This window comes from Brevibacterium picturae (assembly GCF_900105045.1).
In the GTDB taxonomy this organism is placed as follows: Bacteria; Actinomycetota; Actinomycetes; order Actinomycetales; family Brevibacteriaceae; genus Brevibacterium; species Brevibacterium picturae.
Window position 1 is genome coordinate 68388 of the sequence record NZ_LT629739.1, and the last position, 13835, is coordinate 82222.

The 13835-nt window shown below is 64.2% G+C and carries 10 protein-coding genes; all 10 read right to left on the reverse strand.

Translation table 11 applies throughout. The features are described 5' to 3' along the window. Positions 1-31: 31 nt before the first annotated feature. On the reverse strand, positions 32-1111 hold the full coding sequence (gene prfA / locus BLT92_RS00340; RefSeq protein ID WP_092101710.1) for a peptide chain release factor 1: 1080 nt from the start codon (positions 1109-1111) through the stop codon (positions 32-34). 1 nt (position 1112) lies between these two features. Next, positions 1113-3239: a transcription termination factor Rho gene (rho, locus tag BLT92_RS00345; protein ID WP_092101713.1), complete on the reverse strand. Its 2127-nt coding sequence runs from the start codon at positions 3237-3239 to the stop codon at positions 1113-1115. 225 nt (positions 3240-3464) lie between these two features. Then, positions 3465-4367 carry a homoserine kinase gene (gene thrB / locus BLT92_RS00350; RefSeq protein WP_092108606.1) on the reverse strand — a complete coding sequence of 301 codons (903 nt, stop codon included), beginning with the start codon at positions 4365-4367 and terminating at the stop codon, positions 3465-3467. A gap of 2 nt (positions 4368-4369) precedes the next feature. Next, positions 4370-5458 carry a threonine synthase gene (gene thrC, locus BLT92_RS00355; RefSeq protein WP_092101717.1) on the reverse strand — a complete coding sequence of 363 codons (1089 nt, stop codon included), beginning with the start codon at positions 5456-5458 and terminating at the stop codon, positions 4370-4372. Beyond that, on the reverse strand, positions 5455-6768 hold the full coding sequence (locus BLT92_RS00360) for a homoserine dehydrogenase (protein ID WP_092101720.1): 1314 nt from the start codon (positions 6766-6768) through the stop codon (positions 5455-5457). The genes thrC and BLT92_RS00360 overlap by 4 nt, the downstream gene beginning before the upstream one ends. A 31-nt stretch (positions 6769-6799) precedes the next feature. Continuing rightward, entirely contained in the window at positions 6800-8236 is a 1437-nt protein-coding gene (gene lysA / locus BLT92_RS00365; RefSeq protein ID WP_092101723.1) for a diaminopimelate decarboxylase, read from the reverse strand. Beyond that, a complete protein-coding gene (locus tag BLT92_RS00370) occupies positions 8237-9139 on the reverse strand; it encodes a DALR anticodon-binding domain-containing protein (RefSeq protein WP_092101728.1) in 903 nt (300 codons plus the stop codon). Between the two features lie 85 nt (positions 9140-9224). Then, positions 9225-10400 carry an MFS transporter gene (locus BLT92_RS00375; protein ID WP_092101731.1) on the reverse strand — a complete coding sequence of 392 codons (1176 nt, stop codon included), beginning with the start codon at positions 10398-10400 and terminating at the stop codon, positions 9225-9227. A gap of 45 nt (positions 10401-10445) precedes the next feature. Next, positions 10446-12995 carry an FtsX-like permease family protein gene (locus BLT92_RS00380; RefSeq protein WP_092101734.1) on the reverse strand — a complete coding sequence of 850 codons (2550 nt, stop codon included), beginning with the start codon at positions 12993-12995 and terminating at the stop codon, positions 10446-10448. Next, positions 12992-13747: an ABC transporter ATP-binding protein gene (locus BLT92_RS00385; protein ID WP_092101737.1), complete on the reverse strand. Its 756-nt coding sequence runs from the start codon at positions 13745-13747 to the stop codon at positions 12992-12994. Before BLT92_RS00385 ends, BLT92_RS00380 begins: the two co-directional genes overlap by 4 nt. Positions 13748-13835 lie beyond the last annotated feature (88 nt).

Consider the following 13835-nt stretch of genomic DNA (forward strand, 5'->3'; position numbering starts at 1 on the left):
TCCCTCGGGAGCGGGCGGGCGCAGATTCAGGTCAGTCCCCCAGCGCGTCGAGTCGTGCGGCCTTGTCAGCCGCACGGCAGGAGTCGATGACGGGATCGAGCTCGCCGCCGAGAACCTGATCGAGGTTGTAGGCCTTGTACCCGGTCCGGTGGTCGGTGATCCGGTTCTCAGGGAAGTTGTAGGTGCGGATCCGTTCCGAACGGTCAACCGTGCGCACTTGAGAGCGCCGAATGTCCGCGGCCTCGGCTGCGGCTTCCTCAGCCTGCTTGGCCAGGATACGGGCCCGGAGCATGCGCAGTGCCGCCTCTTTGTTCTGCAGCTGCGATTTTTCGTTCTGGCAGCTCGCGGTGATGCCTGTGGGCACGTGGGTGATGCGCACAGCGGAGTCGGTGGTGTTCACGGACTGACCGCCTGGCCCGGAGGACCGGTAGACGTCGATGCGCAGATCGTTGTCGTCGAGCGCGACTTCCTCTGGTTCGTCCACTTCGGGAAACACCAGCACTCCGGCAGCGGAGGTGTGGATGCGTCCTTGGGATTCGGTCACGGGAACGCGTTGGACCCGGTGGACTCCGCCTTCGAACTTCACCCACCCGTAGGCACCGTCGTCCTTGGCCTTCAGCGCCAGGGTCACGTCTTTGTATCCGCCGAGATCCGAATGCGTGGCATCCAGGATCTGTGCGGACCATCCGCGCGAATCGATCCAACGCTGGTACATGCGCAGGAGGTCTCCGGCGAACAGCGCCGATTCGTCTCCACCCTCACCAGCTTTGATCTCGATGATGGCATCACGCGCATCGTCGGGGTCGCTGGGAACCAAGAGGTCTCTGAGTTCGGCCTCCACGTCGGTGGCCTCTTCATGCAGGCGTGCGGCCTCAGCACCGAAATCGGCGTCGTCGGCGGCGAGTTCTTCCGCGGCGACGGCGTCGTCTTCGAGCTGGGCGAACCGACGCGCGGCGAGGGCCACTTTGTCGAGTTCTGCGTAGCGCCTTGTCAGCTTCTTGGCTCGGCCAGCGTCAGCGTGCACGGCAGGATCGGAGAGTTCCGCCTGCACACGCGCATGTTCGTCGAGCAGTGCGCTGACGCTGGCCTTGAGGGTGTCATCGTCAGCCATCTCAGTTGTTGTCGGTGGATGACTTCTGCAGCGGTGTCGTCTTCTGCACCTGCATGAGGAATTCGACGTTCGAGCCGGTTTCCTTCAGCTTCGACATGAGCAGCTCGACAGCCTGCTGCTGTTCCAACCCAGCCAGCAGACGACGCAGCTGCCACATGACCTTGGTCTCTTCGGAGGTCATCAGCATCTCTTCGCGACGGGTGCTCGACGCGTTGACGTCGACGGCTGGGAAGATGCGCTTGTCGGCGAGCTGACGCGACAGGCGCAGCTCCATATTGCCGGTGCCCTTGAACTCCTCGAAGATGACCTCGTCCATCTTGGATCCGGTTTCGACGAGCGCCGTGGCCAGAATGGTCAACGAGCCGCCGTTCTCGATGTTGCGGGCAGCACCGAAGAATCGCTTCGGTGGGTAGAGCGCGTTCGCGTCGACACCACCGGAGAGGATGCGACCTGAGGCGGGCTGAGCAATGTTGTAGGCGCGGCCGAGGCGAGTGATGTTGTCAAGGAGCACGACGACGTCGGAGCCCATTTCGACGAGACGCTTGGCGCGTTCGATAGCCAGTTCTGCGATCGTCGTGTGGTCATCGGCCGGGCGGTCGAATGTCGAAGCGATGACTTCACCCTGCACTGCTCGCTGCATGTCCGTGACTTCCTCGGGACGTTCGTCGACGAGGACGACCATCAGGTGGACTTCCGGGTTGTTCTCGGTGATCGCGTTGGCTACCTGCTGCATGATCATCGTCTTGCCCGCCTTCGGGGGCGCCACGATGAGACCACGCTGGCCCTTGCCGATGGGAGTCACGAGATCGATGAGTCGCGTCGAGTGCAGCTTCGAGGTCGTTTCGAGACGCAGCCGCTCCTGTGGGTAGAGCGGTGTCAGCTTGGAGAAGTCGACCCGGCTTCGCGCGTCGTCGACGGTCAGACCGTTGACGGAGTCGAGGCGCACCAGGGCGTCGAACTTCTCACGCTTGTTGTTGCGGTCGTTCTCGCGAGGCTGCCGGATGGCACCGGCGACGGCGTCGCCCTTGCGCAGCTGGTTCTTGCGCACCATCGAGGCCGAGACGTAGACATCGTTGGGGCCGGGCAGGTAGCCCGAGGTGCGCAGGAATGCATAGTTGTCATGCACGTCGAGGATGCCGCCGACCGGGATGAGCACGTCATCATTGCGGATCTCCGGCTCGTCGTTGCCGCGTCCTCCGCGACGTTTGCGGTCGCGTCCGCGGCCGCGGCGGTTGCCGCGATCGTCGTCATCGTTGTTGTTGCGACCCCGACGGTCGTTGTTCCGGTCGTTGCGGTCGTTGTTGCGATCATTCCCACGGTCATTGTCGTCGCTGTGACGGTTGCGACCGTTTCCACGGTCGTTATTGCGATCGTTTCCGCGGTCATTGTTGCGATCGTTTCCGCGGTCGTTGCGGTCGTTGTCGTCGTTCTGACGGTTGCGACCGTTTCCGCGATCGTTGTTGCGGTCGTTCCCACGGTCGTTATTGCGATCGTTTCCGCGATCATTGCGATCATTTCCGCGGTCGTTGCGATCGTTCCCGCGGTCGCCGTCATCGTTCTGACGACTGCGGCCGTTGCCCCGATCGTTGCGGTCTGAACGTTCGCCCGAGTCATCGGAGCTGTGTCCGGTGTCCTCGTTCTGATCCTCGGAGCCACGTGAACGCGAGCGGCCGCGACGCGAACGCTGTTTGTCGGGTTCACCAGCGGAGTCGGACGAGGAGTCGTCTGCGTCCGAGGTCACGGTGACCGCGGAGGACTCGGCGGAAGCCGAGGCGACATCTGCGTTCTGCGAGCCGGCGGCGTCGCCCTTCGACGCCGAAGCTGCGCTGCGACGAGACGGACGTCCCTGAGCTGCGGCCGGAGCCTCGCTGGAGGCGCTGGAATCTTCCTTAGCTTCCTTCTCGGAGGCCGCAGATGCGACCGGTGCGGTCTTCGGGGCTGCTTGAGCCTGGCCCGAACCGCCCTCTGAGCCTTTGTGGTTGTTGATGGCGTCGATCAGTTCGCCTTTGCGAAGTCGACGGTACCCTTTGATCCCGAGTCCCGCGGCCATTTCCTGGAGCTGGGGCAGACGCAAAGCGGTCAGACTGCCGGTGCGTGGTGTGGAATCTTGAGTAGTGGTTTCAGACACGAAGGTCCTTCTCCCTCTTTCGGCCGTGCGGCAAGAGCCGTTTACTCACGGCGACGGAAACACCGTTGACGGTGCATTGTGAAAGATAACCTGCCTAAGAATGAGCAGGAGACGTTCCAGAATGTGTGAAATAGACAGTGGATTCGCGATGCATACCGCAGAACCCGATCACTGATGGAACACCACTAGTTTACGTGCTCAACGGCAATCACGCGAATCCGATGCCTAATTCTTTTGCTCCACCCGATATCCTCCAAGGTCAATGGAGGTGTGTATGAGCGTAACTGCTGCGGGGACCAGGGTCCGGGGAACCGAGCCTGCAAGCACGAGGACGGTTGGTCCGGCGCCTGAGATCACCGCGGGCAGGCCATCGGCTCGCAGCGCGTCGACGAGCGCCATCGATTCCGGGTACGCGTCACGCCGGTATTCCTGATGCAGGCGTTCGTCGGTGGCCTCCAGCAGAACAGAGGCATCGGTGACGAATCCGTGAACGAGCAGCGCGGCTCGGGCGGAGTTCTCCGCGGCGATTGAATGGTCGACGGATGCGGGGATCACGCTGCGGGCGATGTGGGTGTCCAGTCGCACATCGGGCACCAGTGCCGTCACCTCGGCGACGGTGTTGGCCGGGATCTGCCACGACCGTGCAGGATCCGGCAGGGCGACCGTCAGTCCCCCGAAGACTGCGGGCGCCGCATTGTCCGGGTGTCCCTCGAGATCGGAGACGAGTTCGAGCACCCGCTGTCTGCTCAGTCTCTCACTACCGGCACGGGCACCGACCTCACCGGCCAGTGCGATTGCACCCACGATCGCGGCCGCTGAGGAACCGAGACCGCGGGAATGGGGTATCCGATTGACACATTCCAGGCTGAGTCGCTCAACCAGGTCGGTGGGAGTCTTCGGGTATTCGGCTCGCAGCACATCGCCGATCACGCGCATGATGAGATGGGAACGATCCGTTGGCAGGGTCTCGGCGCTCTCCCCCGTCACGCTCACACAAGTGCTGGGGTCGACAGCTTCGTCGTGGATCGTCAGGGTCAGTGTGTCGAAGATCCCCAGTGCGAGACCGAAGGAGTCATAGCCGGGCCCCAGGTTCGCCGAGGTGGCAGGAACCTCGATCTGGATCCTCACGCTCACCTGTCTTCGAGTCCGAGAGCCCGTGCGGCACTGACGGCATCGACGGAGACCAGCTTCGGTTCGATCTCGGATCCATCGGCCGTGTGCAGTGCCCAACTGGGATCCTTGAGCCCGTGACCGGTCACGGTGACCGCGATCCTCGCCCCGGCAGGCACCTTCCCCGCCTCGGACATCTTCAGCAGTCCAGCCACCGAAGACGCGGAACCGGGTTCGACGAAGATTCCCTCTTCCCGGGACAGGATCTTGTGCGCGCGAAGGATCTCGTCGTCAGTGACCGAATCGATGACTCCCCCGGAGGAGTCACGGGCCTCGATGGCCTGCTGCCAGCTGGCCGGATTGCCGATCCGGATGGCCGTGGCGATCGTGTCGGGTTCGTCCACGGGGTGGCCGAGCACGATCGGGGCCGAGCCAGCGGCCTGGAAGCCCCACATCTGGGGCAGCCGCGTCGAAGCTCCGATCTCCTGATACTGGCGGTAGCCCTTCCAGTACGCGGTGATGTTGCCCGCGTTGCCCACGGGCAGCACGTGGATGTCAGGGGCGTCGCCCAGGACGTCGACGACCTCGAAGGACGCGGTCTTCTGTCCCTCGATGCGGTCCGGGTTGACGGAGTTGACGAGGTGGACGGGGTAGGACTCGGAGAGCTTCCGGCACAGAGTCAGGCAGTCATCGAAGTTACCGTCGACCTCCAGCAGCGTGGCCCCATGGGCGATGGCTTGGCTCATCTTGCCCGGAGCGATCTTGCCCGTGGGCACCAGCACGGCGCAGGTCAGTCCGGCCTTGGTCGCGTAGGCAGCTGCCGAGGCCGAGGTATTGCCTGTCGACGCGCAGATGACGGCCTTCGCACCGTGGGCCGCAGCCTTCGTGATGGCCATCGTCATGCCCCGGTCCTTGAAGGACGCTGTCGGGTTGAGGCCTTCGTACTTCACCCACACCTCGGCGCCGGTGAGCTCACTGAGCTTCTCTGCGCGGATGAGGGGAGTGCCGCCCTCCCCCAGTGTCACGGCCGGTGTGGTTTCGGCGATGTCGAGGAGGCTGCGGTATTCCTCGACGACGCCCTGCCACTGTTTTTTGGGGAATTCGCTCATTGTGCCTGTCCTTCTACGCGGATCACGGATTTGACGGCGCGCACCACGGAGAGGCCGCCGAGGCGCTCGACGGTTCCCCGCAGGATCGCGTCGGTGTTCGAGTGGGTGGCGAGCACGAGCTTCGCGTGCTGAGTCCCCTGGTCGTCGGTCTCGCCCACCGTCTGACGCATGAGTTCGATCGACGCGCCTTCGTCGGAGAAGACCTCGGAGACGGCGGCGAGGACACCCGGGCGATCGACGACGTCGAGCGTGATGTGGTACCGGGTGGTGATCGCCGATATCGGCAGGATCGTCGAGTCCTTGTGGAAGGGGCGCTCGTACTGGCCACGACCGCCGAGAACCTTCCGGCGGGCCACGGAGACGATATCGCCGAGGACCGCAGACGCGGTCGGCTCGCCGCCGGCGCCTTGCCCGTAGAACATGAGTGAGCCTGCCGCTTCGGCCTCGATGAAGACCGCGTTGAAGGCACCGCGCACCGTCGCCAGCGGGTGACTGCGCCCAAGCAGGGCCGGGTAGACGCGAGCCGAGAGGCCGGCGCCCGCGGACGAGTCGCTGACACGTTCGCAGACGGCGAGAAGTTTGATGACGAATCCCTGGTCCCGGGCCGTAGCGACCATGTCGGGGGTGATGCCTGCGATGCCTTCGACATGGACATCGTCAATCGTGACCGGAGCGTGGAAGGCCAGCGACGCGAGGATGGCGGCCTTGGCGGCGGCATCGTGACCGCCGACGTCGGCAGTCGGGTCCGCCTCGGCGAATCCCAGCTCCTGCGCGGTCCGAAGCGCCTCATCGAAGCCCCAGCCCTCGGAGTCCATCTGATCGAGGATGTAGTTGGTCGTGCCATTGACGATGCCCATGATCCGATCGATCCGGTCCCCCGCCAGTGAGTCGCCGACCGGGCGGATGATCGGAATGGCACCGGCCACTGCGGCTTCATGTTCGAGGCGGACGCCGGCGGTGTCTGCGGCGGACATGAGCTCGCCGTAATTGGCTGCCAGCAGCGCCTTATTGGCGGTGACGACGGAGGAACCGTGGTCGAGCGCCGACCGGATGAGGGTTTTGGCCGGCTCGATGCCGCCCATCAGCTCGATGACGATATCGGCGCCGGCGATGGCGGTCTCTGCATCCGTCGTCAGCAGGCTCGGGTCGATCCCCGGGCGCTGCTTCGAGGTGTCGCGAACGACGATTGCGCTCAACTCGAGGGGCGCACCGATCCTTTCGGCCAGAGCCTCATTCCGATTCTGGATGCGGGCGGCGACTTCGGTGCCGACGACTCCACAACCGAGCATGGCAACTTTCAAAGCCTGCATATATTCACCTTTTCACTGTCTTCAACGGCACTCACACTTGCTCTCCGGCGCTCATTCCCGGGTCGCTGCGCAACATCTGAGAGTAGTCCTCGGGCGTCACGATCCACTCAACCTTATCCGCTGTCACGGCCAGGACTCCTGGTTTGGGCAGGTGGTTGTAGTTATTGGCCAGTGACCGGCAGTAGGCGCCGGTGCTCGGAACCGCGACGAGGTCGCCCGAGGACACATCGGCTCCCATGTATTCGTCTCGCACGATGATGTCGCCGGACTCACAGTGCTTGCCCACGACACGCACAATGGCCGGTTCGGCACCGGAGTTCCGATTGGCCAAGCTACACGAATAGTCAGCATCGTAAAGAGCTGTCCGGATATTGTCGCTCATCCCGCCGTCGACAGCGACGTAGGTCCGGATCCCGCTGTCCGTGTCGACCTCTTTGACGGTGCCGACCCGATAGAGGGTGAACATGGACGGGGACACGATCGCACGTCCGGGCTCGATGGAGATGCGGGGCACGTTCGTGCCCAGTCCACGGCATTCCTTGGCGACCACCTCGGCGAGTTCCTGCGCCATCTCCGCCACCGGAATCGGTGTGTCCTGTGAGGTGTAGCGGATGCCGAAGCCGCCGCCCAGATCGACATCGGGCAGATCGACGCCGTGTTCGGCCATGATCTCGGCCCGCAGCCCCAGCACACGGGCGGCGGCCACCTGGAAACCGGAGATGTCGAAGATCTGTGAGCCGATGTGGGAGTGAAGTCCGTCGAAGCGCAGGTGCGCGGAATTCGCGACCGCCTCGGCGGCCTTCGCTGCTGTGCCAGCCGATACAGAGAGACCGAACTTCTGGTCCTCATGAGCTGTGGCGATGAAATCGTGGGTGTGTGCCTCGACTCCTACCGTGACGCGCAGCATGACCGGGGCGACGGTTCCCTTGGCGGCCGCAATCGATTCGAGGAGCGTGATCTCGTCGAGGCTGTCGACGAAGATCCGACCCACACCGTAGTCGAGAGCATATTCGAGCTCGGCGACAGACTTGTTGTTGCCGTGCAGGCCGACCCGGTCCCCAGGGACTCCGGCAGCACGGGCCACCATCATCTCCCCTAGAGAGCACGTGTCGAGGCCCAGGCCGGCTTCGTGGACCCAGCGGGCGACGGCGGTGCACAGAAAGGCCTTTCCCGCATAGAAGACGTCGACCCCGGCCAGGCCCTTCTCCGTGGAGAAGGCGGCCGAGTACGCACTGAGGTAGTTCTCCGCGCGGGCGGTGAAGTCCGCAACGTCCATGACCAGGGTCGGGGTGCCGTAGCGTTCGGCGAGGTCGGTGACGCTGTGCCCGGCAATGGTGAGGATACCGGAGTCGGACTTCGTCACATTGTCCGACCAGAGGCTGGGCAGGAGCGCGTTGACGTCATCGGGATAGGGCAGCCACACGGGTGCGGGGGTGGCATGCATGGGGCCGGCGATGTGGGCAGGCATTTACATCCTCTCGGGGGCGGAAGCGCCCAGTAGTCGGAGTCCTGTGGCCAGGACGATGATGGCGGCACGGTCGAGGACCAGCCGGGACGCGTGGAGCCTCGTGATGTTCTCATCAAGGGTCGGGGTCACGGGGCAGGTGTTCGCCCAGTCGTGGAACAGCTGGGAGGTGGTCTCGAGGAGGTCGGTGATCAGCTGTGGTTCGCGTAAGTCCGCGGCGCGGCGGACCGTGGAGACGAAATCGCACAGTGCGGCAGTCAGCGCGGTCTCTGCGGCATCGGTCAGGGTGTCCGGGTCGAAGGCGAAGGCCCCGATTCTTTCCCATGCTCCTCGGCGTTCGACTCGACAGGCTGCTGCGTGTGCGACCTGAACGAAGTAGACAGGATTGTCCTGATGGGCTGTGCGCAGAAACCCCATGTCGCGCAGATGAATCAACGCGGTGGTCCCCCGCGCGGCCATGAAGCGGCGCGCGTCCGTTCCGATCGCCGGATGCGGCGCACGCAGTTCGGGGCTGGCGGCGAGGCGTTCGTTGACCGTGGTCTCGATTCGCTGCGCTGTGGCGCGATCCGGGCCGAATTCCCGGTTGGCGTCGACGATGTCCGCGACGCTGCGGGCGAGGCTGCGAGGGCTGACTGTGATGTTGAGGAAGCCAGGTCCCGCCACATCGACTCCGACCACCCTGGAGTCTTCGCGCAGAATCGACGCGATGTCCTCTGCCAGATTCCTGGGGTCGGTGCACAGAGCCTGAGCGCTGCGCAGTGCGATGGTCGAGGTCCAGTCCCCGTGGTGCCGTGCCTTCGACCGGCGGAGGCTCGGGTCCGGAACACGGTCGCTGACGATTCCTCGTGCGGCGGCGATGCTTGCCAGCGCACGCTCGAGAGCGGTCTGCAGAAGTTCCGGGGTCACCCGATCAGATTACTCGTCTGCGCTTGTCGACGGCGAATCAGACGTCACAGTCGTCGTCATCGTCTCGGTTGACGACGACTCCCGATCAGATCGATCCGGGGCGGCAGGCCGAGAAGCTGACGGTGAACTTGACCGCGGTGGAGGCCAGCACCACGGCATAGGCAGGCCACATCGCATCGACGCTCTGGATCAGGAAGGCAAAGATCAGGGGCCCGGTTGCGGCCATCAGGTAACCGCCGCCCTGGACGAAGCCGGACAGCGCCGCCGAGGCTTCGGCGCTGCGCGAGCGCAAGGTGATCAGGGTCAGTGCCAGCGGGAAGGTCGAGATCCCGATGCCCAGCAGGACCGTCCACAGCACGGGCGCGGCTTCGGGGATGAGCCACAGACCGATGTATCCGACCGCCAGGCACAGGCAGAAGGCGGCAACGATCGGTGACGCGGTGCGCATCTTCTGTGCGAGCAGCGGCAGGACGAACCCGAGGACAAGCGGAATGGCAGTCACCAGGGCGAGCATGGCTCCCGCGAATACCGCGTCGAAACCCGAACGCGTCAGCAGGGTGGGCAGCCAGGTGAACAGGATGAAATTGTTGAACGAGGTCAGCCCTGTCATCGTCATCAGCGCCCAAGCTCGGCGGCTCTTGATCAATCGCCGCAGTTCGCTTCCGCCGACGACCGTTGCTGAGACCCGTGCACGGGGTACAGGCTTGAGCACCGCGATCACGGCCCAGACGACGATCCCCACTGCGGCCGCGCCAGCCCATACGAGCAGAGACCCTCGCCATTCGAGTCTCCCCGCCAGCGGCACTGCCACGAGCGGGGGGATGAATGTCCCCAGCTGCAGCAGACCCACGTGCACCGTCGACAACAGTGCGACGCGGTCGGGGAAATACGACTTCACGATGGGCGGCACGACCACGTTGCCGATGCCCATGCCCAGCAGGGCGAGAACGCTGAGCCCGAGGAAGATCGCAGGAGAGTCGACAACCGCGCGCACGCCCAGCCCCACAGTGATCATGATCATCACTGCCAGGATGATCGTCAGTCCGGAGAAGCGATTGTACAGCCGCGGCGTGATGAAGCCGCTGAGTCCGTAGAGCAGCGGCGGGAGCATCCCGATGATTGCGAGGAAGACCGCGCTGAGGTGGATGTCGGAGCCCATGGCATCCAACAACGGTGAGAGTCCTGTCACGCCAGGGCGGAGGTTGAATGCGGCGACAACGATTCCGATGACGATCAGAGCCGGCGCCCACGCAGATTTCATGCTTGCATTTCTATCATCTCGCCCACTGCGCCAGCACCGGCGGGGTCAGTTCTCCTGCTTGAGGCCCTCGACCGGTGACAGCCGCGCAGCGCGTCTCGCCGGTGCCAGAGCAGAGAGCAGTCCCGCAAGGGTCGCCACGACCAGGATGCCCAGAGTCGCGGGAAGAGACCAGTCGACGATGAGCTGATCGGAGTAGTCGTTCGTCAGCAGCGCAGTGCCGACGATGCCGAGTGCCCCGCCGAGGACAAGCCCGATCAGTGCCGACACCGAGGAGATGAGAGCGGCCTCGAGAGCGAGGAGCATTCTCAGCTGGGAGATGCTCAGACCCAGAGCTCGGAGCAGAGAATTCTCGCGCCGACGCTCGATCACCGACAGACTCACCGTGTTTGAGACCCCGAGCAGGGCGATGAGGACCGCGACGAACAGCAGCGCCACCGCAGAGATGAGGAGGACGTCGATGAGTTCGGAGTACTGTCCCCGGGCCACTGCCGAACCGACGACCTCGTCGCTGGTGACGTCGAGTTCCTCCGCGACGTCCTGTTGGATCCGGAAGATGTCGGAGACCGTGGCATTCGGATCGACCTTGACCAGGACCGAAGTCGAGGTTGGGGACACGCCCAGGTCATTGCCGACGTCCGGTGTGGTGAAGTACACCAGACTCGAATCGCCCGCCTTCTCGACCGGCACCGTCGCCTCGGTCAGGCCCTTGATGCGAATGCTCTCAGAAGCGAAATCGCTGGGTACGAGCACTTTTCCTGCAACCGGTGCCTCGGCGCCCTCGCTCAGAACGGTCTGCGCGGAATCGGGGTCTATGACATAAAGATCGGGCGGCGAATCCCCGTGATCGCCGAGAACCTGTGCCCGGTGAGCGACGGCGACGGCCTCCACGCCCGCGATCTCACGCACGCCATCGGCTTCGTCCCGGTCGACCGTGGTTTCGAGCGGGACAGCGATGTCGACGGGGTAGCGCTGGTCGAGGCCGAAGGCCAACATTGCCTTCGTCGACATTCCGCCGACCAGAATCGTAGCCACCAGGGTGACACCGATGATAAGTGCGGTTGCCGTCGCCGCTGTTCGTCGGCGATTGCGCAGGGTGTTCAGTGTGGCCAGTCGCCCCGGGAGGCCGAAGGGGCTGAGCGTCAGATCGCCGATTGCCGCCACGATCGGCGGAATGATCAGCACCGAGCACAGGACGAGGCCGAAGACGAGGAGCACGCCCCCGAGCGCTCCGCCCAGGATCCAAGCATCCGAGTGCTCGATCAGACTGAGTGAGGCGACGAGGAGCACCACTCCGAGTCCGATGCTCGACCATCCGACGATGGGGCGCAGCCTGCTGTGGCGCGATGGAGCCAGGGATTCGTCGAGGGGCTCAAGTGCTTCCAGAGGCGTCACCGCGATCGCGCTGCGAGCCGGTCGGATGGTGGCGAGGATCGTCAGAAGCACGCCGACGGCGATCCCGATCAACAACGCTGAGGGTGGCACGTTGAGGCTCAGGTAATCGAAGTCCTCGGACCAGATGCGTTTGGCCCCAGCGGCGAGGCAGAAGCTGAGGCCTGCACCCGCAGCCACCCCGACGATCGAGCCCAGCAATCCGACGACGGACCCCTCTGCGACTACAGACCCGTAGAGCTGAAATCGTGAGGCGCCCAGGCAGCGCAACAGGGCCAGCTCGCGCCTACGCCCAGCCACGATGACGGAGAAGATGTTCGAGACGACCAGGATCGCCACGATGACGGAGATGCCGGCGAAGACCAGAAGCAGCGAGGTGATGACCTCATTTCCGCCGGAAAGGCGATCGGCTTTGGCGTCGGTGGCCCCACCGACCGTCATCGCCTCCAGACTTCCACGCAAGGCGGAATCATCGATCGTCGATTGCAGGCGCGTACGGACTGCAGCCGGATCGGCATCGTCATCCAGCGCGATCTGGATAGCGATGACATCTCCCTGCTGGGCGAAGTACTCCTGATAGCCCGCCGAGGTGGTCATCGCACGGTGCATCCCGGCTGTCGACGGGCTGCCGCCCATAGAGGCCAGACCAACGACGGTGAACATCGTGTTGCTCTGGCTCGGCCCTCGATAGACGGGCATGGCATCGTCGTCGGGTTCGACGGACACCGAATCGACGGAGAACCGGATCTCGTCGCCGATGCCCACGCCCAGTTCTTCGGCAGTTGCCTCGTCCAGAACCAGATCCGTGAGCGAATCGGGGCGGGTGCCGTCGATGATGGAGAACGTGTCCAGCTCCGAGTCCGCAGGAGCGGGGCTCAGAGCGAACGTGCTCTCCGAGAAGGATTGACCTCGTCCGGTTGTCATCGTGCGCGCGTTGACGGCCGCCGAGTTCACCCCGTCGACCTGTCTCAGCGGATCCGCCAGAGGAGAGACCTCCTGACCATTGACGAAGACGTCTTGGGCAGGAACGATGACGAGGTCGGACGCGGAGAATGTCTGCCCGACGGTCTCCTTGAGACTGGCCTGCAAAGATGAGCTGATGATGAGGGTCGAGGCGACGAAGCCGGCCGCCAAAGCAATGCCGAGAGCCACCGCGAGGAAACGCGCCCAGTGGATTCGAATCTCCGCCAGAGCGACTGCAATCACAGATCGCTCAGTTCGCCCAGCGCGGAGACCACCGACTCCCTCGTCGGCTGCTGCACTTCTCCCCCGGCGCGGCCGTCTTTGAGGAGCACGACCCGATCCGCGTGTGAGGCGGCCACGGGGTCGTGGGTGACCAAGATGATCGTCTGCCCGTAGCGGGCGGTTGCACCATGCAGCAGAGCCAGCACTTCCGCTCCCGCCTGTGAGTCGAGGTTGCCGGTGGGCTCATCAGCGAAGATCACGTCCGGGCGGGTCAGGAGTGCGCGAGCGACGGCAACACGCTGCTGCTGTCCGCCGGAGAGTTCGTGCGGGCGGTGTTTCAGCCGGTCCCCCAGTTCGAGGCGTTCGACGACTTCCGCCTTCCACGCCGAATCGATCCTCTTGCGCGCCAGGGACACGGGCAGTTCGATGTTCTGTTCGGCACTGAGCGTGGGAACCAGATTGAACGCTTGGAAGATGAATCCGACCCGGTCGCGGCGCAGCTGGGTGAGTTCTTTGTCATTGAGGTCGGTGATGTCCTGTCCACCGATGGAGATGGTGCCGGAATCCACTCTGTCGAGGCCTGCGAGGACATGCATGAAAGTGGACTTCCCCGAACCCGAGGGCCCCATGATCGCGCTGAACCTGCCGGCTTCGAAGTCCACGCTGATGTCATCGAGTGCCGTCACGGCGGTGTCGCCTCGACCGAAGCTCTTGCGCACCGAATGTGCTCTGAGCACGACGTCGCCGTTCGACACATCCGGAGAAATCGACATCACGGCCTTCGTCAGCTGGTTGAGATTCGTTACGGACCACCTTAGCCGGTGGTAGCAGAAACCGCCCGCCTCAGAGATTGAGGAGGGC